This is a genomic window from Haloferax sp. Atlit-10N (assembly GCF_003586325.1).
GTDB classification, from domain to species: Archaea; Halobacteriota; Halobacteria; order Halobacteriales; family Haloferacaceae; genus Haloferax; species Haloferax prahovense.
In genome coordinates, this window is sequence record NZ_PSYX01000001.1 from 736,873 (window position 1) to 762,644 (window position 25,772).

27 protein-coding genes are annotated in these 25,772 nt (G+C 65.5%); 6 read left to right on the top strand and 21 right to left on the bottom strand.

The features are described 5' to 3' along the window. Positions 1-3: 3 nt before the first annotated feature. The 12 genes from C5B91_RS03815 to C5B91_RS03870 form a co-directional block, all read right to left on the bottom strand. Complete coding sequence (locus C5B91_RS03815) at positions 4-1,746, bottom strand: Na(+)/H(+) antiporter subunit D (RefSeq protein WP_115819116.1); 1,743 nt, start codon at positions 1,744-1,746, stop codon at positions 4-6. Beyond that, positions 1,746-3,461, bottom strand: coding sequence for a cation:proton antiporter (locus tag C5B91_RS03820; protein ID WP_049968310.1), 1,716 nt, complete (start codon positions 3,459-3,461; stop codon positions 1,746-1,748). Before C5B91_RS03820 ends, C5B91_RS03815 begins: the two co-directional genes overlap by 1 nt. Then, entirely contained in the window at positions 3,462-4,940 is a 1,479-nt protein-coding gene (locus C5B91_RS03825; RefSeq protein WP_008092670.1) for a monovalent cation/H+ antiporter subunit D family protein, read from the bottom strand. It abuts the gene before it with no gap. After that, positions 4,933-5,292, bottom strand: a complete 360-nt coding sequence (locus C5B91_RS03830) for a cation:proton antiporter subunit C (RefSeq protein WP_008092672.1) — start codon at positions 5,290-5,292, stop codon at positions 4,933-4,935. The genes C5B91_RS03825 and C5B91_RS03830 overlap by 8 nt, the downstream gene beginning before the upstream one ends. Then, positions 5,289-5,753, bottom strand: coding sequence for an MnhB domain-containing protein (locus C5B91_RS03835; RefSeq protein WP_004977543.1), 465 nt, complete (start codon positions 5,751-5,753; stop codon positions 5,289-5,291). Before C5B91_RS03835 ends, C5B91_RS03830 begins: the two co-directional genes overlap by 4 nt. Next, entirely contained in the window at positions 5,750-6,286 is a 537-nt protein-coding gene (locus tag C5B91_RS03840) for a DUF4040 domain-containing protein (protein WP_049968311.1), read from the bottom strand. Before C5B91_RS03840 ends, C5B91_RS03835 begins: the two co-directional genes overlap by 4 nt. A 2-nt stretch (positions 6,287-6,288) precedes the next feature. Beyond that, positions 6,289-6,606, bottom strand: coding sequence for a monovalent cation/H(+) antiporter subunit G (mnhG, locus tag C5B91_RS03845; protein WP_004977541.1), 318 nt, complete (start codon positions 6,604-6,606; stop codon positions 6,289-6,291). A gap of 1 nt (position 6,607) precedes the next feature. Beyond that, entirely contained in the window at positions 6,608-6,895 is a 288-nt protein-coding gene (locus C5B91_RS03850) for a cation:proton antiporter (RefSeq protein ID WP_008092688.1), read from the bottom strand. A gap of 2 nt (positions 6,896-6,897) precedes the next feature. Next, entirely contained in the window at positions 6,898-7,992 is a 1,095-nt protein-coding gene (locus C5B91_RS03855) for a monovalent cation/H+ antiporter subunit E (RefSeq protein ID WP_049968312.1), read from the bottom strand. A gap of 168 nt (positions 7,993-8,160) precedes the next feature. Beyond that, entirely contained in the window at positions 8,161-8,640 is a 480-nt protein-coding gene (locus C5B91_RS03860; protein ID WP_004977538.1) for an Lrp/AsnC family transcriptional regulator, read from the bottom strand. An 89-nt stretch (positions 8,641-8,729) separates the two neighbouring features. After that, positions 8,730-10,931, bottom strand: coding sequence for a universal stress protein (locus C5B91_RS03865; protein WP_115819117.1), 2,202 nt, complete (start codon positions 10,929-10,931; stop codon positions 8,730-8,732). 2 nt (positions 10,932-10,933) lie between these two features. Then, positions 10,934-11,362, bottom strand: a complete 429-nt coding sequence (locus tag C5B91_RS03870) for an NAD-binding protein (protein WP_049968314.1) — start codon at positions 11,360-11,362, stop codon at positions 10,934-10,936. 540 nt (positions 11,363-11,902) lie between these two features. Here C5B91_RS03870 and C5B91_RS03875 point away from each other — a divergent pair. The 4 genes from C5B91_RS03875 to C5B91_RS03890 all read left to right on the top strand — a co-directional run bounded on the left by C5B91_RS03875 (position 11,903) and on the right by C5B91_RS03890 (position 14,732). Then, positions 11,903-12,304: a hypothetical protein gene (locus C5B91_RS03875; RefSeq protein ID WP_008092693.1), complete on the top strand. Its 402-nt coding sequence runs from the start codon at positions 11,903-11,905 to the stop codon at positions 12,302-12,304. A gap of 160 nt (positions 12,305-12,464) precedes the next feature. Beyond that, complete coding sequence (gene hpt / locus C5B91_RS03880; RefSeq protein WP_008092696.1) at positions 12,465-13,031, top strand: hypoxanthine/guanine phosphoribosyltransferase; 567 nt, start codon at positions 12,465-12,467, stop codon at positions 13,029-13,031. Positions 13,032-13,133: 102 nt separating this feature from the next. Then, the gene (locus tag C5B91_RS03885) at positions 13,134-13,817 is read left to right on the top strand and encodes a type 1 glutamine amidotransferase domain-containing protein (RefSeq protein WP_049968315.1); all 684 of its coding nucleotides are present in this window, start codon (positions 13,134-13,136) and stop codon (positions 13,815-13,817) included. 69 nt (positions 13,818-13,886) lie between these two features. Next, positions 13,887-14,732, top strand: coding sequence for an HNH endonuclease (locus tag C5B91_RS03890; protein WP_115819118.1), 846 nt, complete (start codon positions 13,887-13,889; stop codon positions 14,730-14,732). Positions 14,733-14,741: 9 nt separating this feature from the next. On the opposite strand, the gene C5B91_RS03895 is transcribed toward C5B91_RS03890, so the two are convergent. Next, positions 14,742-15,041: a transcriptional regulator gene (locus C5B91_RS03895; RefSeq protein ID WP_008092701.1), complete on the bottom strand. Its 300-nt coding sequence runs from the start codon at positions 15,039-15,041 to the stop codon at positions 14,742-14,744. A gap of 114 nt (positions 15,042-15,155) precedes the next feature. On the opposite strand from C5B91_RS03895, the gene C5B91_RS03900 reads away from it, so the two are divergent. After that, a complete protein-coding gene (locus C5B91_RS03900; RefSeq protein WP_004977531.1) occupies positions 15,156-16,124 on the top strand; it encodes a sugar phosphate nucleotidyltransferase in 969 nt (322 codons plus the stop codon). 33 nt (positions 16,125-16,157) lie between these two features. Here the strand turns inward: C5B91_RS03900 and C5B91_RS03905 are convergent, their stop codons facing one another. From C5B91_RS03905 to purB, 8 genes are all read right to left on the bottom strand, one after another. Beyond that, entirely contained in the window at positions 16,158-16,868 is a 711-nt protein-coding gene (locus C5B91_RS03905; RefSeq protein WP_049968316.1) for a diphthine--ammonia ligase, read from the bottom strand. 72 nt (positions 16,869-16,940) lie between these two features. Beyond that, positions 16,941-17,894, bottom strand: a complete 954-nt coding sequence (locus C5B91_RS03910; protein WP_115819119.1) for a phosphoadenosine phosphosulfate reductase family protein — start codon at positions 17,892-17,894, stop codon at positions 16,941-16,943. 134 nt (positions 17,895-18,028) lie between these two features. Further along, positions 18,029-19,006 (bottom strand): phosphoadenosine phosphosulfate reductase family protein, encoded by a 978-nt coding sequence (locus C5B91_RS03915; protein WP_004977528.1) that lies wholly within the window; start codon positions 19,004-19,006, stop codon positions 18,029-18,031. 137 nt (positions 19,007-19,143) lie between these two features. Continuing rightward, positions 19,144-19,710, bottom strand: coding sequence for a hypothetical protein (locus C5B91_RS03920; RefSeq protein WP_004043858.1), 567 nt, complete (start codon positions 19,708-19,710; stop codon positions 19,144-19,146). A 168-nt stretch (positions 19,711-19,878) separates the two neighbouring features. Beyond that, on the bottom strand, positions 19,879-20,223 hold the full coding sequence (locus tag C5B91_RS03925) for a glutaredoxin (RefSeq protein WP_049968318.1): 345 nt from the start codon (positions 20,221-20,223) through the stop codon (positions 19,879-19,881). Positions 20,224-20,319: 96 nt separating this feature from the next. After that, entirely contained in the window at positions 20,320-20,952 is a 633-nt protein-coding gene (gfcR, locus tag C5B91_RS03930) for a transcriptional regulator GfcR (RefSeq protein WP_115819120.1), read from the bottom strand. Continuing rightward, the gene (locus C5B91_RS03935; RefSeq protein WP_008092714.1) at positions 20,949-22,022 is read right to left on the bottom strand and encodes a glucose 1-dehydrogenase; all 1,074 of its coding nucleotides are present in this window, start codon (positions 22,020-22,022) and stop codon (positions 20,949-20,951) included. Before C5B91_RS03935 ends, gfcR begins: the two co-directional genes overlap by 4 nt. 326 nt (positions 22,023-22,348) lie before the next feature. After that, entirely contained in the window at positions 22,349-23,740 is a 1,392-nt protein-coding gene (gene purB / locus C5B91_RS03940) for an adenylosuccinate lyase (RefSeq protein ID WP_115819121.1), read from the bottom strand. 189 nt (positions 23,741-23,929) lie between these two features. Here purB and purH point away from each other — a divergent pair, with 189 nt between their 5' ends. Continuing rightward, on the top strand, positions 23,930-25,507 hold the full coding sequence (purH, locus tag C5B91_RS03945; protein WP_049968320.1) for a bifunctional phosphoribosylaminoimidazolecarboxamide formyltransferase/IMP cyclohydrolase: 1,578 nt from the start codon (positions 23,930-23,932) through the stop codon (positions 25,505-25,507). Positions 25,508-25,772: the final 265 nt, after the last annotated feature.

A 25,772-nucleotide genomic window follows, 5' to 3' on the forward strand; every position in this document is an offset into this window, starting at 1 on the left:
GGACTACGCGAGTAGTCCGACGAGCACGCCGCCGAGTATCAACACGACGAGTGCGATACTCGTCGCAATCGTCGCGCGAAGGCTCCCGACGGTAATCGAGTCCGCCTCGGTCCGGCCGAGACCGCCGGCGATTCGGCGCAACGCGGGGTACGGATTCGCAATCGCGCCCGCGACGTCGTAGGACGCGGTCGAGACGGCGCGGTCGACGGCGGCGAAGAGACCGGTCGAGCCGCGAACCAGCGCGCGGGTGCCGTAGAAGACAGCGGGATTCAACACGGCGTCGACGTCCGGCACGTCTCCGACCTTCGAGAGCGGTTTCTTCACGACCACGAAGCCGACGACTCCGAGAACGGCGAGCGCGAACCCTTCGCCGAGGTGGCTGAGCGTGAAGGGGTGCGCGTCGGCGGTGCTTCCGGGCAGTATCGCGAACAGCGCGTCGGGGTACAGCCCGAAGGCGACACAGAGCCCCGCAACGCCGAGCATCGCGACCGACTGGCCCGTCCCGGCGCGGTCGAGCGACCAGTCGCGGTCCGCATCCCGGAAGAACGCGTAGTAGCCGAACTTGATGAACGACATGAACGTTCCGACGCCCCCGGCGAGGAGGAGATAGAAAATGCCGTCCAGATGCTCCTTGTGGGCGGCGGCGGTAATCATGCCCTTGCTGACGAACCCGTTGAAGCCGGGGAAGCCGCTAATCGAGAGGGCGGCGACGGTGAACGCGAGCGCGGTCGCCGGCAACGCCCCGCGGAGGTTCCCCAGGTACTTGAGATTCTCTTCGCCGGTCCGCGAGAGGACGACGCCGGCGGTCATGAACAACAGCGCCTTGTAGAGGATGTGGTTGTAGACGTGTGCGAACGCGCCGGCGGTCGCGAGCGCCGTGCCGATGCCGACGCCGGCGACCATGTACCCGACCTGCGACTGGATGTGGTACGCCAGGAGCCGCCGCATGTCGTTTTGCATGAGCGCGTAGCCGACGCCGACGACGGCCATCGCGGTCCCCATGTACGCGATTGCGAGGTTCCCGTCGGGGAACGCGCGAGCGAGGCCGTAAACCCCGGTCTTCGTCGTGTAGACCGACAGGAAGACGCTCGCGGCGAAGTGGGGACGCGGATACGTGTCGGGAAGCCACGTGTGCAACCCGACGTATCCGACGTTGACGCCGATACCGAGCGCCGCGAGCGCGGCTGGAACGCCGGCCGCGATACCGCCGGTCGCCGAGAAGAGGAACGACCCCACCTCGACGTAGTGCCAGACGATAGCGCCCATGAGCAGGCTGCCGCCGAGTCCGTGGGCAATCGCGTAGCGGTAGCCCGCGCGCACCGCTTCGCCGCCGTAGTCCCAGACGAGAAGCGTGCTCGTGACCGCCATGAGTTCCCAGAAGAACACCATGATGAGCCAGTCGCCGGCGAAGACCGCGCCGAGGCTCGTCCCGACGTAGCCGAGGGCGTAGGCCGTCTGGATGTTCCGCGCGGACGACGAGTACGAGTAGAGGACGGCCGCCGCGCCGATGAGGCTGAAGATAATCCCCATCAACCGGGAGAACTCGTCGACGTTGAACAACACGGCGTCGAAGCCGAGGAACGTCACCGGCAGGTGTGCGCCGGCGGGCGCGAGAAGCGACCAGACGGCCACCCCGCCGGTCGAGAGCACGCCCAGGGCGTGCCCGACCCGACGCGAGACGAACGGCATGACGAGCGCGACCGCGAGCACGACGAACGCCGGCGGCAGGAGTGTGGCTGTAGACATCAGAACACCACCCCCGTCACGTCGGCGACGACGCGCTGGACGAGCGCGAGGAACACCGCCGTCTGGGGAACGACCCCGAGGACGATAGCCCCGGCCGCGGCAATCGTAATCGGGGCCATCATGAACCACGTGCTCTCGGTGCCGAGTCGACGACGTTCCCACCCGCCGGCCGGCGGGCCGCCGTGGTGGTCGTGGCCGTGGTCGGATTCGCCGTCGGTCGCGGCGTCGTGGTCGGCCTCGCCGTCGGCCACGGCGACGTGGTCGCTCGGATTCCGGTCGACGGCGTACTGCTCACCCTCGGCGACCGAGTCTTTCGACCCGCCGTCGGTGACTGCCCGCACGCCGCCGATGGGGAACTCGATGAGCGGTTTCGCGTCCGAGTCCTCCGGCGTCTGGAAGAACGCCTGGTAGATGATCGGCCAGAAGTAGCCGATATTCAACAGGCCGGACGCCAAGAGCACGAACACGAAGACCGTCTGTCCCGTCTCGATGCTCCCGATGAGGAGGTACCACTTGCTGACGAACCCGGCGACCAGCGGCAGGCCGGCCATCCCGAGGCTCGCGACGGTGAACGCGATCATCGTCAGCGGCATCCGCCGGCCGATTCCCGCCATGTCGCTGATATCGTCGGTATGCGTCTCGACGTGAATCACGCCCGCACAGAAGAACAGGGTGAGCTTCATGAACGCGTGGGCGGGGATGTGGAGCAGGCCACCGACGAGCGCCGCGGGGTGGAGCAAGGCCAATCCGAGAACGATGTACGAGAGCTGGCTGACTGTCGAGTACGCCAGCCGCCGTTTGAGGTTGTCCTGTCGGAGTGCGATGATACTCGCGACGACGATGGTGAACGCGGCGACCGCGGCGAGCGGGAGGCCGACTCCGAGCGAGCCGACTGCGTCGGGACCGTACACGTCGAGGATGACGCGTGCGATACCGAACACGCCGCTTTTGACGACCGCCACGGCGTGGAGCAACCCGGAGACGGGCGTCGGGGCGACCATCGCGTCGGGGAGCCACGAGTGGACCGGCATGAGCGCGGCCTTCACGCCGAATCCCGTGACGAGCAGCGCGAACGCGGCCCGCGCGACGACCGGGTCGGCATTCGCGAGCGCGGCGATGCCGCCGGCGGAGAACTCGACGGTTCCGGTCGTCAAGAACACGAGCGCCGTCCCGGCCAGGGCGGCGACCCCGCCACCGAAGGTGTACGCGAGGTACTTCCGACCGGCCTTCCGGGCCTCCTCGGTCTCGTCGTGCGTGACGAGCGGATACGTCGCCACCGTCAACAGCTCGTAGAAGACGTACAGGACGATGAGGTTCGAGGCGAACGCGACGCCCAGGGCGGCGCTGACGCTCGCCGCGAACGCCGCGAAGTAGCGCGTCTGGGCGTGTTCGTCCAGCCCGCGCATGTAGCCGATGCTGTAGAAGCTCGTGATGAGCCACAGGAGACTCGCGAGCAGGGCGAATATCATCCCGAGCGGGTCGGCTCGGAGGACGAACCGAACCCCGGGGACGAACGTCCCGAGGTCGGTGACGTACGTCGTCCCGTTGAGGACCCCCGGAACCATGCTGGCGACGATGCCCAGCGCGGAGACTGCCGAAAGGACGGTAAAGCCCTCCCTGACGTTGGGGCTGCGTCTCGATGCGACGATAGTGACGATACCGACCGCCGCGGCTAGCACCGCCGCGAGCGGTCTCAGTGAGAGAACGTCTGTCATTTAAAAGTACACCTCCAGTGCCGGTTGGATGACGGCGATGAGGTCGGAGCCGAGAACGCCGAGGACCACTGCGGCGACCGCCGACGCGACGACGACCGCGCGCATGCCGAACGACACTTCCACGGCGTCGTTTCCGCCGTCGGTCGAGACGGCGTCCGCCTCGGGTTCGGGCGCGGTGAAGTACATTCGCTCGATAACCCGGCCGAAGTACGCGAGAGTGAGCAGCGTGCTCACCACGACGACGGCCGCGACGGACCACGCGCCGGCTTCGACCGCACCGACGACGATGTTCCACTTCCCAACGAACCCGACGGCCGGCGGGATGCCGACCATCGAGAAGGCGAGCACGGCGAACGCCGCGCTCGATACCGGTGCCTTCGCGGCGAGTCCCGCGAAGTCCTCGACCGTCCGCACGCCGAGGCCGGTTGCGAAGACGCCGACGGTGAGGAACAGCCCGCCTTTCATCACCGCGTGGCCGACGAGGTGGACGACCGCTCCGACGAGCGCCGTCTCGTTCGCGAGGCCGATTGCGGCGACGACCAGACCGAACTGCGAGACCGAGGAGTACGCGAGCATGCGTTTGAGGTCGGACTGCATGACTGCGAGGACCGCCCCGACGACGATACTCACCGATGCGAGCGCCACGAGGGCGTCGCTGGCGAGTGGGACCGCGTCGAGGAACTCGGTCGTGTACACCGCGTAGATGATGCGGACGAGCGCGTAGCCGGCCGCCGTCGAGACGAGCGCGGAGATGTACGCGCTGACGGTGTCGGGCGACTCGGCGTAGGCACCGGGCTGCCACGTGTGCAGCGGGAAGACGGCGACCTTGACCAGGAGACCCGTCACGATGAGCCCGAAGCTCGTCAGTATCGCCGGCGAGGTGTAGCCGACCGCCGCGACCGCCTCGGTGAGGTCCGCCATGTTGAGTGTCCCCGTCATGATGTAGAGGTACCCGACGCCGAGGAGGTAGAGGGATGCGCCGATGGTCCCGACGAACAGGTACTTGAGGCTCGCTAACGCCGCGCTCGGCGACCGACCGCTGGCGACGAGGGCGTAGGTCGCGAGCCCCGTGATCTCCAGGAAGACGTACAGGTTGAACACGTCAGCGGTCGCGAAGACGCCGGAGATGCCGGCCGTGAGCAGTGCGAGCTCGCTGTAGAACGCGTTCGAGTGCGGCCCCGCGCGGCGGGCGTAGGCGAGCACGCCGAGCGTCGAAAGCGACACGAGCACGAGCAGCGGCGCGGAGATGCCGTCGGCGACGAGTTCGATGCCGAACGGCGGTTCGAATCCACCGACGGCGTACGAGATACGGCCGACGTCGAGAACGCGAGCCGCGACGGTCGCGGAGAGTCCGAGGTGGACGAGACCCATCGCGGCCGCGACGAACCAACCGATTCGCTCGAACCGGCCCCCGAGAACGACGGGGAACAGCGACGCGGCGATGGGGACGACCACGAGGAGGACGAGCGCGTCAGTCATCGACCTGCACCTCCTTGATGACGTCTTCGTCCAGCGAACCGTAGCCGTCGTAGATGCGGATGACGAGCGCGAGCGCGACCGCCGTCAGGCTGACCCCGACGACGATAGCCGTCAGGATGAGCACGTGCGGAAGCGGGCTCACGAACGCCTCTTCGCCGTGGCCGACCACGGGCGGAGCCCCGCCGTCGACGTACCCGGTCGTCACGAAAAACAGGAAGATGCCGACCTGGAAGATGTTCATACCGATGATCTTCTTGACGAGGTTCCGACTGCCCATGACGACGTAGAGTCCGATACCGAACAGCAGGATGCTCGCGACGTAGTTGTAGTGCGTCGTGAGGAGGTCGATCACGCGTCGTCACCTCCGGAGTCGTGGTTGAAGCCACCCGCGAGGTTCATGAACAGCGAGACGATGACGCCCGCGACGATTGCGCCGATACCGAGTTCGACGAGTTCGATACCGTACTTCACGCCGTGGCTGATACCGTAGGCGGCGTACTCCAGGAACGCCCCGTCGAACGCGAGCGCACCGATTCCGATACCGACGAACGTCGTCGCGCCGACGCCGACGAGGAGTCGGATGACGCTGTCGTCGAGCCACTCTCGCGTCGGCTCGATACCGAACGCGAACGCGAGCATGATGATGCTCGACGCGACAATCGCACCGCCCTGGAACCCGCCACCGGCGGACTCCGCGCCGTGGAACATGACGAACAGCCCGAACGTGAACACGAACGGACTGACGACGCGAACCGTCGTCATGATAATCGTACTCTCGACGTACGCGCTGAGAGAGCCGTCCGTGGCGCTCATACGTACACCTCCTTGCGGAGGACGACGAGGACCGCGAGCCCCGCCGCGAGAACGACCGCGGCCTCACCGAGCGTGTCGAATCCGCGGTAGGCGGCCAAAATCGCCGTGACGACGTTTTCGACTTCGGTCTGCGGATAGGCGTTTTCGAGGTAATACCGTGTGATCTCCGAGGTCGCGACCGGCGAGTTCGGGTCGCCGATAGTGGGGAGCGACCGAACCGTCGTGAGCAACACGGCCACGAGACCGGTCGCGATTATCGCGGGCCCCCACGCGACGCGCTCGAAGAGTCGGTCTCCTCCCGGCCGGACGGTCCGGACGATTGCCAGGAGGAACAACACCGTCGTGACACCCGCCCCGACGGCCGCTTCCGTCAGCGCGACGTCGGGCGCTCTGAGGAGGATGTAGACGATTGCGACGCCGAAGCTGAACCCGGCGAACGCGATAATCGCGCTGAGGATGTCTCGGAGGAAGGCCACGGCGAGCGCGGCGAAGACGACGAACGTCAGCAACACCCCGTAGAGGAGTAACTGCACGTTCAGTCGCCCTCCTCATCGCTCGCGGTCCACGGTTCGATACCTTGGTCGTGGGCCGCCCGTGCGATGGCGTGAGCGGCCGTCGGGTTAGTGATGAGCATGAACAACAGAAGCAAGACCGTCTTGACGGCGGAGACCTCCGCGCCGAACAGGAGCGCGATGCCGCCGAGAGAGAGCACCGTTCCGAGCGTATCGCTCTTCGAAGTCGCGTGGGCGCGGGTGTAGAGGTCGGGCAGTCGGATGATTCCGACGACCGCGACGAAGCTGAAGAAGACGCCCGCGAGGACGAGTCCCACGACGAGGTATTCGAGCGGCGTCATCTCAGAGGACACCTCCGCGCTCGACGATGAACTTGGAGATGGCGATGCTGGCGAGGAAGTTCAAGAGCGCGTACACGAGCGCGACGTCCAGGAATCCGGAGAGACCGAACGCCGCGGCGACGAGCGCCAACACGACGACCGTGTTCGTCCCGATGGCGTTGATCGCGATGACGCGGTCTTCCATCGTCGGTCCGCGGACGACGCGGTACAGGAGGACGACCGCGAACGTGATGAACGCGCCCGCGGCACCGAGTAACACCGTCTCGAACGTCGAGAGCTGTCCGAGCATCGTTACTCGTCACCGTCCGTTTGGTCGTCGTCGGTCCACGAGGCTATCGTCCCGCGCTCGGCGGGCGTCGGGATACGCGCCGCCGAGCGTCCGTAAAAGACGAACCGAACGGCGCGTTCGAGTGCGCCGCCCGCGAGTCCGTCTCGGGCGGAGCCGGTGAGCGAGTGGATGATGAGGCTGTCCCGGTCCATATCGACGGTCAGGGTTCCCGGCGTGAGCGTGATGCTGTTCGCGAGGGTCGTCACCGAGAGGTCGCCCCAAATCGCCGCCCGGTACCGCTGCATCTCCGGGTCGATGGGGAGGTCCGGGTGAAGGATGATGTAGGCCACGGAGAAGTTGGCCTTCACGATCTCCCACAGCAGGTAGGGAACGTAGAGGAGAAAGCGGGCGATGCGGGCGACGGTTCCGGTCGCGGACGGCGTGTTTACGAACGAGATGCGCGCGAAGACCGCCGTCACGACGCCGGCGGAGACCGCGCCGGTGACGAGGTTGAACGTGTCGAAGACTCCCGCGAGGAGGAGATAGAATCCGAACGAGACGCCGAACATGGCGAGGGCCTTCGAAACGTTCGCTCGGCTGGGAAGCCGGCCGCGCTCGACGACGCGGTCGACCGGCGCCTCTTCGACCAGCAACCCCGACCGCGCGAGTTCGAACTCGAGGGGCTGGAGCATCGGAGCGCTCCCGCCGGGTTGGTACTCCGGGTCGAGAACGATGCGGTCGAGGCCGCGGTCACGAGCGTACTCCAGGAGTACTTCGGCGAAATCGTTCGGTGAGAAGAGGTATCGGTCCTCGCCGACGACGGCGGTTTCGATAGAGACCGAGACGTCCTCGGCGTCGAGGTCGCCGTCGTCGTCGTAGTCGAGGTCATCGTTCGCCCAGACGCGCGCCCGTTCGAGGGCATCGGCGACGGCGTCAGCCGCCGAACGCTCGCTCTCGTCGACCAGTTGCCATCGGACGGGGTACACGAAGTGAACGGTCGATTCTTCGCCGGTTTCCGCGGCGATGCGCCGCGCCTCGCGGACCGCGTATGCGACGGTGTTCCGGAACGTGGACGACTCTCCGACCGGAACGAGAATTCGGGAACTCGTATCGGGCATCAGCCACCTCCGAAGTCGGACCGGACGATTCGTCGGGACGTTCGATACTGGCTCATTGGTACTACGTGTCTGTAGCGAAAGCCAAGCAAAACCCTTTCCGCTATCCGACGGTCAGACGCGGGTCGCGGTGTCCAATCGAGACCGCTGAAACGGCGTCGACATCCGGGGTTACGGCTCGTTCGTCGAGTCTCCGGCGAACGGGCTGTAGGGACAGGTGTACTCGTTGCGGATTATCTCTTCTTCTGCAATCTCAAACCCCATATCGCTGAGTTCGCGTCCGATTCGACTCAAGTCGTCGCTGTTTCGACCGAGGGCGACGATGTGGACGTTCTTCTCGCCGGACATAATCTCCCGAACCGAGATGACTCCCTCGACCGAGAGGGCGTTCTTCGCGAGCTCTTCTCGCTTCGAAATCGGCGCCGTACAGAAGATGATAGTGTGGAGCTGGTAGCCGAGCGCCTCGTAGTCGATGTCGAGGTGGCTCCCCCGGATAATCCCGCTCGATTCGAGCTTCGAAATCCGGTTTCGAACCGTACTCGAAGAGACGTTACGTGCGGACGCGATATCGTTTCCCGACGTGTGTCGCGCGTCTTTCTGCAGCGCATAAAGGATGTATCTATCGAGCTCGTCGATGGATGTCGACGCCATGAGCCGACCAATGGGGCTCCTGAAAATATGTGTTTTGGTCGCGTAAACCACCGATGAACGCGCGGAAAGCGGTGAACTGCCCGCCGAGGTCAGAACAACCGACGGTCGAGCGCGCGCATGAGTCGCCCGCGTCGAGCCGCGTCCTGACCGTGAACCGCGAGTACCGAACCGCTCCACTCGTCGATGACCGCCTTCGCGTCCGACGCCCCGTTCCACTCGTCGGCGGCCACAACGAGGAGGTCGCTCTCGGTCGACGGGGCGTGGCGGCCACCGTCCGTGGAGAGCGTCCCCATCTCGACGGGAGCGCTACACAACTCGGCGATGTCGGCTTTGTACTGTTCGAGGGACTGTCGCCGGGCCGCCGAGTCGGTGGTGTCCCCGCAGTGACTCAGGTGGATTCGACCTTCGGACTCGCTCGCCAGCGCGTCCGCGACGGCGACTTTCGTCGGGTCGTACGGCCCCTGGCTCGCGAGCAGTTCGACGGTGTGAATCCCGTCGAGTTCGGGTCCCTTGAGTAGACCGGCTTCGCAGGGTGCGTGGCGGAGAATCCACGACGTATCGGTTCCGAAGAGCCGCTCGCTCACGCGCTTTGTCCCCGTCGGGTGCTCTACGAGGAGGAAGTCGACGTCCTGGTTGTCGGCGTAGTTGACGACCGCGTGTCGCGTGTCGTGGGTGACGATGGTGCCGCACCGTATCGGCACGCCGAACTCGTCGTCGAGCTCGTCGGTCTGTCGTTCGAACTCGACGTCTGCGGGCGATTCGACCGCTGACGCGTAGGCCAAGGACGTCTGGTCCGGCACCGTCTCGAACCGCGCGACCGTGACCCGCCCGTCGTTGGCGCGAGCGAGCCTCGAAGCCACCTGAATCAGCGCCCGCTCTCTGGCTTTCGAGATGTCGTGCGAAATCGCCACGAGGGCGTGGTACTCGTCGCGGTGCGCTTGGATGGCCGCTTCGGCTCGTTCGACCGCGTTGCGGCTGACCTCTTGGCGGACAGCGTCGGCGGCCGCGCCCTCGCGGTCGACGCGAGACCGGGCGTAGACGAAGAACCAGAGGGCGCCCGCGATTGTGAGAACGACTGCGCCGACGAGCGGGACGGTCCCCATCTGCGTGAGGAGGACGAGACCGCTGAGCGCGCCGAACACCTGTATCCACGGGTACAGCGGCGAGGTGAACGACGGCTCGTACTCGACGTGTCCCTCTCGGAACGCGACGACGGCGAGGTTGATGAGGACGAACACGAGGAGCTGGAACGCGCTCGCGAGCTTCGCGATGTCGAGCAGCGGAACGAACGCGATGAGGAGCAACAGTACGACGCCCGTGAGGGTAATCGACGTGCTCGGGGTTCCGAACCGGTCGCTGATCGTCGACAGCGACGGCGGGGCAAGTTTGTCTCGGCTCATCGCGAACGGGTACCGCGACGAGGAGAGAACCCCGGCGTTCGCGGTACTGACCAGCGCGAGGACCGCAGCCACGACGACGGCGACGACGCCGGCGGTTCCGAGCGAAGCCTCCGCGGCGAGCGCCATCGGCGTCGCGCTCTCGGCGAGGACGCCGCGGTCGGTGACCCCGACCATCACGGCGACGATGAGGACGTAGAGGACCGTCGTGAACCCGAGCGACCCGAGGATGCCGAGCGGGATGTTTCGGTCGGGGTCTTCGACCTCCTCGGCGACGCTCGCTATTTTCGTCACGCCCGCGTAGGAGACGAACACGAGGCCGGTCGCGGTGAGCAAGCCGCCGACTCCGCCGTTGAAGAACGGACGGAAGTTCGTCGACTCGACGGTCGGCGTCCCGCCGAGGACGAACCAGACGAGCGCGACGAGCATGATGGCGACGATTCCGACCTGTAGCCTCCCGGTCTGTTTCGCCCCGACGAGGTTGACGACGACGAGGAGCGCCGCGAGCGCGAGTGCGACCGGCGTGACGACCGTGGAGGGGACGTCGAACAGCAACAGCAGGTACGGCACGCCGCCGACGAGTGCGAGCGCACCCTTGAACGAGAGCGAGAACCACGTGCCGATACCGGCGATGGTTCCCAACAGTGGACCCATCCCTCGCTCGATGAACAGGTAGGTGCCGCCGGCTTCGGGCATCGCCGTCGCCATCTCGGATTTCGACAGCGCCGCGGGCAGCACGAGAATGCCGGCGATCAAGTACGCCAGGATAACCGCGGGACCCGCGATGTCGACCGCAAGCGCCGGTAAAATGAAGATTCCGCTGCCGACCATCGCCCCGATACTGATCGCGAGCACCGAGAAGAGACCGAGGTCTCGTTCGAGTGTTTTTTCCACGGTTATCCACCCGCTCGGGCGTCCTCTGCCGGTTCGGCGCTCGACCCGACGACCATGTCAGTGACGAGCGACGTGACGCAGATGACTTCCACACCGAGGTCCTCGAACACGTCCGTGTTCTGCGGGTCGTTAACGAGCACGGTGACCCGGTCGACGTCGAACGTCGTCCGCGAGGCCTGCGTGAGAAGCAGGTTCGTCGGGTCGACCCGCCCCACGACGATGACCGCGTCCGCGTCTGCGTTCCACGCGGTTCGGAGGGACTGTGGCTCGTCGAACGCCGCGACTCGCGCGTCGATGCCGCGTTCGGTCGCGTGGGCGACCACTGCCTCGTTCTCGTCGATGAACGTGACGGATTCGTACTCCTCCAGTAGTCGCTCGGCGAGCGCGCGACCCGCGTGCTCTCCACCGAGTACGAGTGGTTGGTGTATCATGGGTATGGTCGTGACTCAAACTGGGCGCAGCGTTCGGTCACTCACGCTATCTATGGGACGAAAGCATATATTTCAATCGGGTTTTGTAGCTAATCGACAAAATGAAAGGAGGATGTTTGTCGAATCGTCCTAGGATACTGGCGAAGGCGGAACCCCCCCCCGAACCACTACGCTGTCTGTTGGTTTTGGGATGAAATAACTGAAAATACGGGCAGCGTAGTTCAGCAAAAATTAGTGTGTTTGTACGATATCGCGCTCTCGGATACATTTGTTAACGGTTCCTACTAGCCACGAGGGGGTCGAAACGCCGCCCTCGAGACCGGGGTCAAATCAGGGAGTCAGGGCTCGCAGTAAACGCCGGTGTCAGGTGGTTTCCGGCCGGATTTGGCGGGGGCGAATTATTACCTCCAGTGTGACCCTCAAATTTATAATACTGACTCACAATCGGACATGCATGATACGTCCAGGCGCGCGCTCCGGGCAGGGAGACGCGCAGCGTCAGGGCAAGGGGGGAAACGAATGATAATCGACCCGTCACGAATGGCATCCGCCAACGGACCGGGACCCGACAGCGAGGTCGCAATGGACGCGCTTCGGGGGACTGCGAAGGGGGCAGTCTCTCTGGTCGCCGTCTACGGTGCGACGGCGTTCGACCTATTCCACGTCGGCGAGGCCGTCCGAGAGGATTTTGGGAGCCGCGACGAACTCGTGACGCATCTGAGTTCGCTCGCCGAAGAGACTCGGCGCGAGTTCATGGAGCGCGGACTGTTTTCCGGGCTTAGTCCGGTGCAAAGCAGCGTCGAGTATCGGTTCGAGGAACGCGACGGCTACGGCGTGTTGCAGGTCTACTGCGGCGGCCGCGGCATGTTGCTTTTCGTCGAACCCGACGAGACGGTCGAGCCGCTGGTGAAGACCGCCTCGAAGCTTCTCGGCGGAATGTAACCGTCCACGGAGCGGGGCGCTCCGTGCAGAGACTGTTGTCGGAGAGCGGTCGCGCTCGGCGTCGGTCGGTCCACGGTAGTCGATACCGCGAGACGTGGGTCGGCGTGTCCGAGAGCCATCGAACCGCCACATTTTATGCCTAACCGGGGAAACGAGCGCCATGGACCAGTTGCGGCAGTCCCTTCTCGACGCGCCGATCATCGAAAAAGGAGATTACGAGTACTTCGTCCACCCCATCAGCGACGGCGTTCCGATGCTGAAACCGGGTCTCCTGCGCGAAATCGTCATCAAGATTATCCGCAAGGCGAACCTCGAAAACGTCGACAAAATCGTCACGCCCGCGGCGATGGGCATCCACATCTCGACGGCCGTCTCGCTCATGACGGACATCCCGCTCGTCGTCATCCGCAAGCGCGAGTACGGCCTCGACGGCGAGGTCTCGCTCCACCAGCAGACGGGCTACTCCGAGGGCGACATGTTCATCAACGACGTGAACGAGGGCGACCGCGTGCTCGTCCTCGACGACGTGCTCTCGACCGGCGGCACGATGAAGGCCGTCCTCGACGCGCTCGACCACATCGGCGCGGACGTCGTCGACACCGTCGCCATCATCAAGAAGGCCGGCCCGAACGAACTCGACGACTCGGACCACCACGTCAAGACGCTCATCAACGTCACCGTCGAAGACGGCGAAGTCGTCATCGTCGACGAACACGGCGACGACTGACCCGACACCGACGCGGCCGCGACGCCTCACCGTCGCGCCGCCCTCCCCCGCGGATTTCCGCCTCCGCGGGGCCTTTTTGTGGCCGGACCGTACCCGGGAGCGATGACATCGGCGCTTTTCATCGTCAGCGAAGACGGCTACTGGGGAGAGGAATGTATCGAGCCGCTCACTACCCTGACCGACGCCGAGGTGGACGTGACGGTCGCGACGCCGACGGGCGCGCCGCCGGTCGTCGACGAGCGCTCTATCGACCCCGAGGAGGTCGGTGAGGAACTCGCCGAACGCGTCGTCGAGGTCCACGAGAACGACGAGCGACTGCAGAATCCGGAGCCGATTGCGCAGGTCGACGCCCGCGAGTACGACGCCGTGGTGTTCCCCGGCGGCCACGGAACCGCGTGGGACATCAATCAGGACCGACACGCCCGACAGGCGCTCTTGCAGGCGGTCGCCGGCGACGACTCGAAGGCGCTCGTCGTCTGTCACGCGGTCGGCATCCTCGGGTTCACCCGCGAGGCCGACGGCTCGTTCCTCGTCGAGGGACGCGAGGTCACCGGCTTCCCCAACGAGTGGGAGGAAGGCATCGTCGACGAAAACGACCTGATGCCCGACGGCCGGAAGCTCCCGTACTGGGTCGAAGACGAGGTGAAGGCCGCCGGCGGCGTCTGGGACGCCGAACTCGACAGCGACACCAGCGTCACGGTCGACGGCGACCTCATCACCGCACGCGGTCCCGGCTCCTCGTCGGCGGCAGCGCGGGCGCTCTTGGACGAGTTAGACGCGGCATAAACGGCACCGGCCGGAGGGAACGAACCATCGTGGGGAACCCTTTTTCGTGACTCGTCCGTCGGTTCCGTCGTGAAACTCGCAGGGCTCTCGCTCGAACCCGGAGAGCGGTTGAGCGGGTCGGAACTCCGGTCCCGATTCGACCGCGGAATGACGGGCCGCGGCATCGAAATCTGTTACGACGACGACGACCAGCGGTATCTCCGCCTCTTTTCGAGCGACACCGGACCGTACGGCGACGACGTGACCGGCGGCCAGTTCACGTACATCGGAGAGGGGCGGACCGGCGACCAGACGCTCACCGGTGGCAACAAGTTCCTCGCGCGGGCCAAACACCATCCGTTACCGATATTTTTCTTCCATCGAGGGTCGGCCGGGGCTGACTGGGAGTACCAGGGTCAGGTCGAAGTCGTCGACTACACGCACGGCCCGTTCGAGGGAGACGACAGGGACGTCTACCGATTCGTGCTCCGCCGCCGTCACGAAAGGCGAGAGCGGATCGACGAGGAAGAAGCCGCGGCCGACCTCGCGCCCGCGGAACGCACCGAGACGACGCGAAGCCGAATCATTCGAAACACGGCGCTTGCGACCGAGTTGAAAGAGCGGTACTCTCACACGTGCCAGGTCTGTGGAGAGCGTCGCCGTCGAGGTGTCCACGACGGCTACGCGGAGGCGCACCATCTCAAACCGCTCGGGCGACCCCACGACGGCCCGGACGTCGAGGCGAATCTCCTCGTTCTCTGTCCGGACCACCACGCTGACTTCGACTACGGAATGATAGCCGTCGACCCCGAGACGTACACCATCGCCCACGCCTACGAACGCGAGTTGGACGGCACTTCGCTTTCGGTCCGCGAGGACCACGGCCTCGACGCCGACTTTCTCGACTACCACAATCGGACCGTGGCGTCGTTTTAGACCGACCGACTACTCGATTTTGAACACGGCCTCTTCGATGCCCTCGCTTCGACACTCCGGGCACCGCGAGGGGTAGTTCACGGGGTCGTCGAAGGCGCTGAAGCCGCAGTGTTTGCACTCCGGCGGCGCGACGAGGAACTGCTCGCCGTCCGCTCCGTGGACTGTTTGGGCGACGTGCTGGAGGTGGCCGTACACCGACGACACCGAGACGCCGACGCTCGCCGAAAGCTCGGAGGCCGTCGCGGGGTCGTCGCGGAGGGCGTCGGCGATGCGCTGGCGGGCCGTCGTGTCGGACTCCCGGACTGTCATATCGCTCGATTGGGAGTCGAAGGGAAAATCCCTTGCGCCGCCTTCCGCCCGGAAGTGTCAGAAAGATAGAGAGGATGCAAAAAGGCCTTGTCCACGTGGTGGGATTTGGGGGATATGAAGGCAGTCGTCCTTGCCGGTGGGTACGCAACGCGTCTGTGGCCGATTACCAAACACCGACCCAAGATGTTCTTACCCGTCGGTGACCAGACGGTCATCGACACCATCTTCGAAGACCTGGAAGCCGACGACCGGGTCTCTGAGGTGTTCGTGAGCACGAACGAGCGCTTCGCCGGCGCATTCGAGGAGTACATCGACGAATCGCCGTTCGAAAAGCCGACGCTGTCGGTCGAAGACACCAGCGAGGAAGACGAGAAGTTCGGCGTCGTGGGCGCGCTCGCCCAGCTCATCGACCGCGAGGAGGTCGAAGAGGACCTCGTCGTCATCGCGGGCGACAACCTCATCAGCTTCGACGTGGGCGACTTCGTGGACTTCTTCTACGAGAAAAACGAGCCGTGTCTCGCCGCCTACGACGTGGGCGACAAGGAGCGCGCGAAGTCCTACGGCCTCGTCGAACTCGACGGCGACCGCGTCATCAACTTCCAGGAGAAGCCCGAAGACCCCAAGAGCACGCTCGTCTCCATCGCCTGCTACGCCTTCCCGGCGGACGACCTGCCCAAGTTCGACGAGTATCTCTCCGGCGACAACAACCCCGACGAGCCCGGCTGGTTCATGCAGTGGCTCCAGCAGAACGGCGACGTGTTCGCCTACACGTTCGACGGCGCGTGGTTCGACATCGGCACGCCCCAGAGCTACCTCGACGCCGTGGCGTGGTACCTCGGCGGCGAAAACTTCGTCCACGAGTCGGCGACGCTCACGAACACCGAGGTCGGCACCAACGTCCACGTGATGGCCAACGCGGTGGTCGAAGACTCCGTGCTCGAAGAGTCCGTGGTCTTCCCCGGCGCGGTCATCCGAAACGCGGAGCTGAAGAACTCCATCGTCGACGAGGAGACTCACATCGAGAGCCTCGACCTCTCGAACGCCCTCATCGGGGCGCACTCGCGGCTGACGAACGGCCAGTAACGCGGTCCGAACTGCAACCGCGGACGCTCTTTCTTAGCCGAGATACGCGTCGGTGATGTGGAGCCTGCCGCGAGTCCCCTCCCACTCCGTCTCGTACTCCAGTTCGATGGGGCGGTCCATGTGCGGACCGTCGGTGACGAGCGTCTCGAACTCGCCGCCCTCGCCGAGGATGTGGACGCCGTACTGCTCGTTGAGCGCCTCCAGTTCGTCGAGCGCGTCGGCGTCGAGCGTCCGGCCGAGCCACGACTCGTCGAGACCGTGGGCCGCGACCTGGATGATGGTGATTTCGAAGCCCGCCTCGAGCATGGCGTCGCCGAGTTCGCGGGGCTCTTCCTGCCACAGCGGGGCGAACAGGTCGATTTCGAGGCGGTCGCACATCGCCTGAATCCGGTTGGTCTGGAACTCGCTTTCGATGGCTCCGGCGGTGACGCCCGCGAGGTCGATGTCGGACTGGAGGTCCGACAGCGCCGCTTCGAGGGGTTCGAGTTCGGCGTCGCCCTGCGCGCCGGAGTCGGCGGCGTCGGTCGCTTCGAGGTCGCCGGGGTGGACCTCGACGAGTTCGATACCGGTGCTTTCGGCGGCGAGCGCGGCGAGGTCGGTCGCCGGCACGTGGTACATGTACGAGTCGTCGCTCGGATGGACGGTCAGAAGACGGGTGACGTTCAGACCCTCCTCGAGCGCGCGGTAGAGCGCCCACGAGGAGTCCTTCCCGCCGGAAAAGAGGCTGACCCACTCGGCTGTCATGGAGGCGATAGCGTGTTGGGGGAGATAGGCGCTACGGTGTGGACGCCGCGGACTCGTTTCGAGCAGCTCGCATTACATGTAACCCAAGTCGCGAAGCCGACCCATCAGGTCCTCTTTGTCCTGCGCGCGCCCCTCGCGCTCCGCGCTCGCGCCGAGGTCCTGCACCCACGCGGGCCGGTCGTCAGACTTCGCGGAGCCGGATTCGGTGCCGAGCGAGCGGTAGCCCTCGAAGTACTTCGGCGAGACGGGGAGGTCGGCGGGTTCGACGCCCTCGGGGAGGTCGTCGAGAGCGGCGGGGACGTGGCCCGCGGGATAGCCCTCGACCGAGTCGGGGACGATGTAGTTCCAGAACGCCGCCCACACGTCGGCCTCCTCGAACTGGAGGATGGAGTGGACGCGGTCGTGCGGCGGGTACTTCTCGGAGTCGTGACGGGGGCTGAAGAACGTCTCGTCGGCGCGGGCTTCCTGTTCGTCCCAGCGGACGCCCGAGAAGACGCCGTCGAAGCCGCGGTCTTCGAGCGTGTCGTTGAGCGCGACGGTCTTCAGCAGGTGATTGCCCTCGAAGGAGTCGGCGTCGAGGACGACCGTCTCGCCCTCGTAGCCGAGGCGGGCGAGTTCGCGGCGGGTGTCGTCGTCGAGGTCCGAGAGGGGAATCTCGTCGCCGGGCGACGCGCCGAGTCGCGCGAAGTCCTCGTTGCGGGCGACGACGAGGTCGAGGCCCCATCGGTCGGCCCATTCGCGGACGAACGCCTCGGTCTCGTCGAAGTGTTCGAAGTGGTCGATAAAGACGACGGGCGGAACGGGAACGCCCATGTCGGCGGCGACCTCGCGGACGACGTAGAGGACGAGCGTGGAGTCCTTGCCGCCGGTCCACATGACGGCCGGGCGCTCGTACTGTTCGAGGGCGGTCGCGGTCACCGCGGCTGCTTTCTGGAGTTTGTCTTCGAGCGTCGGGTAGTCGGCGGCGGTCTGGTCTCGGCCGTCGGTGTAGTCGAGGTCGAGATAGTCGGGGAACGCGAGGGTCATGCCACAGATGTCGCTCGCTGAGGATATCCCTGTTTCCGCTGCGAGACAGTCGCAGTCGCAGTCACTCTCTGCAGTCGGCGTCGGGGAGCCAGCGTCGAAAAAGAACGTCTCGTCGGGTTAGCCGTCGACCGACTTCACATGTAGCCGAGGTCGCGCAGGCGCTCCATCAGGTCCTCTTTGTCCTGTGCGCGGCCCGCGCGCTCGGTCGTGTTCTCCATGTCCTGCAGCCACGCCGGTTCCTCGGCGGACTTGTCGGTCGAGACCTCGCTGCCGAGACTCCGGAAGCCGGCGAAGTACTTCGGCGAGACGGGCACGTCCTCCTGCGTGACGCCCTCGGGGAGGTCGGTGTCGCTCGTGGGGACGTAGCCGTCTTCGGGGTAGTTCTCGACGGTGTCCGGGACCGCGAAGTACCAGAAGGCGTCCCAGACGGCGCTCTCTTCGAACTGGAGGATGGGTTGGATGCGGTCGTGCGGCGGGTAGATGTCGGGGTTGTGACGGGGGCTGAAGAACGTCTCGTCGGCGCGGGCTTCCTGTTCGTCCCAGCGGACGCCGGAGATGACGCCGTCGATGTCGTACTCCTCGAGGGTGTCGTTGAGCGCGACGGTCTTCAGCAGGTGGTTGCCGACGTAGGTGTCGAGCAGGAAGGGGAAGGTGTCCTCTTCGTACTCGAGGATGTTGCGGATGTGGTGCTGGTTGTGCTCGGAGAGTTCCGAGACGGGGATGTCGTCGCCGGGTTCGAGGCCGTTCTCGTCGACGTACGCGCCGACGTCCTCGTTACGGGCCCAGATGACGTCGAGGTCCCACTCGTCGGCCCAGTGCTTGACGAAGTCCATGATTTCGTCGAAGTGCTGGTAGTGGTCGATGAAGACCGCCGGCGGGACTTCGAGGTCGTAGCGCTCTGCGACCTCCTTGATGAAGTAGAGCGTGAGCGTCGAGTCCTTGCCACCGGTCCACATCACGGCGGGGTTCTCGTACTGCTCGAGTCCCTGCTTCGTGACCTCGATGGCCTTCTCGATCTTGTCCTCGATACTCGGGTAGTCCTCCGGCGTCTCGCCCTCGCCGTCGGTGTAGTCGACGTCGAGGTAGTCCGGGAAGGCTTCGGCTTCCGACATGATGTGTAATTACATCTAATTAGGCGGTGTAAATGCTTTTTGCCCGAGGAAGAGTGTGGCGCGTGATACCGCCGAACACGATTTGGGCCGCTGACTCACGTGGCTCGGCGGTGACAGGATGAGAAGATACGACGCGTTTAGGAGATGAACTTGTTGTCGCGCCAGTTGATGCCGCTGTCCGAGGAACCGTTCTGCTGTGGGTTCTCGACGACTTCGACGGAGGCGGCGCGGACTTCGCCCTCGACGATGCGCGTCGCCTGGAGTTCGTCGCTTTCCTCGGTGATAGCGGTCAGCGTCCCCTTCTCCGAGAGCATCGCAATCTCGCGGAGGACGAGGAACATCGGGTACTGGAGCGCAGTGTTCTGGAGCACGGTTTCGAGGTCGCCCTTGAAGCAGGCGAACTCGACGAGTTCGGAGGGAATCTCCTCTTCTTCTTCATCTCCCCAGTTGGGCGCGCCCGCGCGGGGCGGCTCTTCCTCGTAGACGCGGTTTTCCGTCACGCTCGCTTTCAACTGGGCCGTCGGCGTGTACTTGCTGAGGTTGTCGTCGGCGGAGACGGCTTTGATGATGAGGGTGTTGTTTCGGCGGGTGATGTCTACGTTCTCGACCTCAGGCGGAAGTTCTGGGTCGTTTTCGAAGTAGTCCATCACGTCTTCGAGTGGCAGTTCCAACGTCGAATGGAGTCGATATACGCGGCCTGACATTGTTGGCTTCGGTATCGACGAGAGCCACGGTGCGGGCGCACCCGGATGGCGATACCTGTGTGCATGTACGAGTTCGAGGCTTATATGGCCTCCCCTTCTCGTTAGGCGACAGATAAGAAGTCGGCGTCGGGCCGCAGTCCGGCGGTCTGCCGGGGTCGCTTCCGGCGGTCAGTTCGCGCCGGTCAGCGTCGCTTCGAGTTCGCCGCGCTCGTCGAGCTCTTCGAGGATGTCGCTGCCGCCGACGAACTCGCCGTCGACGAACGTCTGGGGGATGGTCTCCCAGTCGCTTTTCTCCTTGAGCGCCGCGCGGTAGTGCGGGAGCGCGGGCAGCACGTCGACGGTCTCGAACTCGTCGACGTGCTGGGAGATGAGGTCGACCGCCTTCGCGGAGTAGCCGCACTGCGGCATCAGGCGGTTACCCTTCATGAACAGGACGACGCGGTTGTCCGCGACGGCTTCGTCGACGCGGGACTGTACTTCCTCTGGGTCCAAGCTCTCCGGTTGGAACGTCATGCGCCCAGATAACCGCCGGGCGGACAAAGGAGTTGCGTCGCCGGTGGGTTCGGTCCGCGGGGCCGACTCCGACTGCGCGGCGGCCCGTGCTGGGCGTTACTGCTCGCCGACGCGGACGACGTTGATGAGCGAGTGAACCGGAACGCCGTCTATCTCTTCGACGCCCTGCTTGTCGACGATGACAACGCACGCGAGGGGCTCGCCGCCCTCGGACCGGATGGCGTCGATGGTCTCGCGGAGGGTCGTGCCGCTGGTCACCGTGTCGTCGACGATGAAGCACTTGCGCCCCTCGACGGGCGAGAAGTTCCGGGAGAAGCCGCCGCCGAGGTCCTCGATGTCGCCTTCGTCCCACTGGTGTTTCGCGGGCGAGTAGGCGGCGAGGGTGGTTTCGAGTTCGCGCGAGACCGAGGTTGCGAGCGGGACGCCCGCTTTCTCGATACCGACGGTCACGTCGGCCTCGCCGTTCGTCTCCATGAGCAGGTCGGCGAGCGCGCGCCCGACGTAGGTGAGGCGCTTGCCGCCGCTCCCGATGGCGTTCCAATCGACGTGGATGTCGTCGGGGCCGTCGGGCTCTACCTGGGGCTCGGGTTCGGTCGCCGCACCGCTCCGTTCGACCAGCCAGCTTGCGGTCTCGCGGGAGACGTTCAACTCGTCGGCAATCTCGCCCTTCGAGAGGCCACGGTCCGCGAGCTCCGCCGCGCTGGCGATGAGGTCGTCGACGTTCTTCATACAGTACCGAATTCGATGGCCGTTTTTATAGTGGTGTCGTCGTCTTCGAATGCTGCTTCGAACTCCGAAAGCGGGTGGACGCCGGTGACGAGGTCGCGGAGGAACCACCGCGGAAGCTTAGTGAACGTCACGGTCGCGGCCTCGAAGTGCTTGACGTGGGAGTTGACGCTGCCGACGAGCGCCTTGTTGTGGAGGACCATCTCGCGGTGGAACGCGCCGGCGTCGACTTCGAACTCCCAGTCGCTCGGCACGCCGAGGAGTGCGGCGACGCCGTTCGGCGCGAGCGCCTGGACCGACTGGATGGCGTGTTTGGGGAACCCGGTCGCCTCGTAGATGAAGTCCATGTGCTCGTGTGCGCCCGGAATCTCCTCGACCGAGGTCTCGCGGGAGTCGACGTAGGTCGCGCCGAGCTTTTCGATGATGTCGATAGTCGGGTCGGGTCGGTCGCGCCGACCGAGGCAGTAGAGGTCCTCGTAGCCCTTGTCGTCGGCGTTCAGCATGGCGAGCGTCAGGAGCCCGAGGCTCCCGTTGCCGAGGACGAGCGCCGACGAGGGGTTCCAGTCGAACGCGGAGCGGCTCGCGTAGGCGTGCTCGCGGGCCTTCTCGGTGATGGAGATGGGCTCGATGAGGAAGCCGAGTTCGGCCTGCGAGCGCGGGATGCGGACGAGGTAGTCCGACGGGCTGGTGAAGTACTCGGACATGAACCCGTGTGCGCCGACGATGCCGCGCTCGGCGTACATCCCGTCGGGAGCCATGTCGGGTTGGTCCTTCTCGAAGTACTCGTTCGTCCCCGACGCCGGCGGGCGGCGGACCGTCGGCACGACGATGTCGCCTTCCTCCAGTTCGGTGTCGTTCGGGTCGACGACGATGCCGACCGCCTCGTGGCCGAGCACGAGGTGGTCTTCGCCCTCGGGGAACCCCCCGTGGCCGCCGGCGATGACCTCGTGGTCCGTCCCGTCCACGCCGACCCGAAGCGTTCGGACGAGCGCCTCCCCGACGTCGGGTTCCGGTCGAGGCTTCTCGATGACGACCGGTTTGTCTTCCCCGCGCTTGACGGCGATTGCTTTCATACCCCCACCAATGCACCACCCCACCAAAAGACTTATTCTATGATGAGTAAATAATTCAGCTACGGTGAGCGCCCTGCGTCGTCGCACCAGCCCATGACGAACCGTCTCGCGCGGACCAGCCTGTCCAGCCCAACCGTGCCGGCGCTCTCCGAACCCGTGCCCGAACCGCGCCGAAGCCGATACCCCGTGCCCGTCGGCTTCTGAGGCGGTCTCGGTTTTCTCCTGACGGTCGCCCGACTCAGCGACGCGTTCGACCGACCGCAGAAAAGAGAGCATGTCGATTCGGCGGAGTGACGGCCCGACGGTTCGACGGCCCGACCGGCGGTTCAGTTCTCGATGTCGTCGACGAGTTCGTCCGCGAGACCGACGTACGTCGCGGGCGTGAGCGCGAGCAGTTCCTCGCGAGTCCCCTCGTCCACGTCGAGCTCCGCAAACAGGTCGTGGAAGTCGTCGAGGGTCACTTCGCGGCCGCGGGTGAGCTCCTTCACTCGCTCGTAGGCCTGCGTGTCGCCCTCGCGGCGGAGAATCGTCTGGACGGCCTCGCCGATGATGGCCGGCGTGTCGTCGAGTTCGTCGCGCATGACCTGCTCGTTCGGGACGACCTTTCCGAGGCCAGTCTGGGTCTTCTTGTAGCCGATGAGGCAGTGGGCGAACGCCGCGCCGATGTTCCGCTTGACCGTGGAGTCCGAGAGGTCGCGCTGGAGGCGCGAGGTCGTCACGTAGTCGGCGAGGAACGTCAGGTCCGCGTTGGCCTTCGAGAGGTTGCCCTCGGAGTTCTCGAAGTCGATGGGGTTGACCTTGTGCGGCATCGTCGACGAGCCGGTCTCGCCCTCGACGGCCTCCTGTCCCAGATAGCGGTCGGAGACGTAGAGCCACGCGTCGCGGTCGAGATCGACGAGGACGTTGTTGACGCCGCGGACGGCGTCGAACAGCGCCGCGAGGTCGTCGCAGGGGTTGACCTGCGTGGCGAGCGCGGTGTGTTCGAGGCCGAGCGACCCGACGAACTCGCGGGAGAACGCCCGCCAGTCAACGCCGGGGTAGGCGGCGACGTGAGCCGCGTAGACGCCCGACGCGCCCGCGAGTTTGCCGGCGAGGTCGTCGGACGCGGCCTCGACGCGGGCGAGCGTCCGGCCGAGGCGAGCGGCGTAGACGGCCATCTCCTTGCCGAACGTCGTCGGCGTCGCGGGTTGGCCGTGGGTTCGCGCGAGCATGGGCACGTCGCGGAACTCCTGTGCGAGCGAGACGAGTTCGTCTCGCGTGTCGCGGAGTTCGGGCACGAGCACCTCTTCGACCGCGCCCTTCACCATGAGGCGCTGGGCGAGGTTGTTCACGTCCTCGGAGGTGAGGCCGAAGTGAATCCACGGGTGGACCGACTCGTCGGTCTCGGTGCGGATGAAGTACTCGACGGCCTTCACGTCGTGGTTCGTCGCCGAGAAGCCCGCCGCGCCCTCGACTTCGAGTCGTTTCACGAGATCGGCGTCGTCGGCGTCGAACTCCTCGTAGAGCGCCCGGAGGCCGGCGCGCTCGCTCTCGGAGAACGAAAGCGGCGTCGCGTCGAGGTCGGCGAGCGCGAGGAGGTACTCCGCTTCGACTTCAACGCGGGCGCGCATGAGGGCGGCCTCGCTCACGTGCGGTGCGAGGGGTGCGGTTCGGGAGGCGTATCGCCCGTCGAGCGGGGACACCGCGTACAGCGGGTCGTGCCGGTCGGCGTCGGTCATGTCTGGATCGTCACGATGGGGGAGGTTAAACGCCGGGGGTTCGTCGCCGCCGCGGAGGCGATACTTGCGCACATGTATGCCTACTCAGACGCACTCTGCGGCTGCGTGTCGTCGCATATATACATAATCGAGCATATATTACCGTCGAGGACCGCAACCACTTTGAGGGCCGCGAGTCCCCTTTCTCACATGGTCACCATCGCCGGTCTCGCGAGCAACCGCGGACGAAACCTTCGCAACATCGCCGACCGCGCCCCCGGCGGGGCGGAACTCGGCGTCGTCGTCTCGAACAGCGCCGACGCGCCCGTCCTCGACTGGGCGGACGAACACGGTATCCCCAGCGAAGTCGTCGAGCGCGGCGACGACGAGGCCCGCGAGTCCCACGAGGAGCGCATCCTCGACGTCCTCGCGGACTACGACTTCGACCTCGTCTGCCTCGACGGCTACATGCGCGTGCTCACCTCGACGTTCCTCGACGCCGCGCCGACGACGCTCAACGTCCACCCGTCGTTGCTCCCCGCATTCCCCGGCATGGACGCCCACGAACAGGTGCTCGACGCCGGCGTCAAGACGACCGGCTGTACGGTCCACGTCGTCAACGAGGAGGTCGACGCCGGCCCCATCGTCACGCAAGAGGCCGTTCCGGTCTACACCGACGACGACGCGGATGACCTCAAATCTCGCGTCCTCTACGACGCCGAGTTCAAGGCCTACCCGCGCGCAGTCCGCTGGTTCGCCGAGGACCGCGTAACGGTCGAAGACGATTCCGTCACCGTCGAGGGCGACGTTGACGCCGGGTTGCCCGAGCGCCGCGTCACCTCCGAGGACCGCTACGACGAACTCCGATACGGCGAGAACCCCCATCAGGACGCCGCGGTCTACGTGGACGAGACGTGCGACGAGGCGTCGGTCGTCGGCGCGCCCCAACTCAACGAGGGCGCGAAGGGACTCTCGTACAACAACTACAACGACGCCGACGGCGCGCTGAACATCATCAAGGAGTTCGACGAGCCCGCCGCGGCGGTCATCAAGCACACGAACCCCGCCGGCTGTGCCACCGCCGACACGCTCGCTGAAGCCTACGCCGACGCCCTCGCCACCGACCCGATGAGCGCCTTCGGCGGCATCGTCGCGCTCAACCGCGAGTGCGACGCCGAGACGGCGGAACTCATCATCGACTCGTTCAAAGAAGTCGTCGTCGCGCCCGGCTACACCGACGACGCGCTCGACGTGCTGACCGAGAAGAAGAACCTTCGCGTCCTCAATGTGGGCGACCTCGGCGAGCGCACCGAGACCTACACCGAGAAGGCGCTCGTCGGCGGGCGGCTCGTTCAGGAGCGCGACCTCTGGACGCCGACGCTCGAGGACCTCGAAGTCGTCACCGAGACCGAACCCACGGACGAGCAGTTGGAGACGATGCTGTTCGCGTGGAAGGTGCTGAAGCACGTGAAGTCCAACGGCATCCTCTTCGCCAAGGGAACCGAGACGGTCGGCGTCGGCATGGGGCAGGTCTCCCGCGTCGACGCGGTCGAACTCGCCGCGATGAAGGCCGAGGAACACGCCGAGGGCAAGGACGCGCAGGGTGCCGTCATGGCCTCCGACGCGTTCTTCCCGTTCCCGGACGGCGTGGAAAAGGCGGCCGACGCGGGTATCGAGGCGGTCATCCAGCCCGGCGGCTCGGTGAACGACGAGGACGTCATTGCGGCCTGCAACGAGCGCGGGATTGCGATGGTCTTCACCGGGCAGCGGTGTTTCAGGCACGATTAGTGCCTGAAACTCGTGGCCGGGTGTAACCCGGACACGGTGCTTTAGGCACGATTGAGCGGAGCGAAAGAGAGCCTAAAGCTCGAAGCACGACCGAAGGGAGTGCTTCGGTGTTTCCGCCACGATTAGTGGTGGAAACTCGTGGCCGCGCGTAGCGCAGACGCGATACTTCCGTCACGACTGAACAGCGTGAAGAAGTGACGGAAGTCAGCGAGACGAGCGGTGCGAGTCTCGCGCGATTTTAGACACGACTGGGCATCTCCGCTCT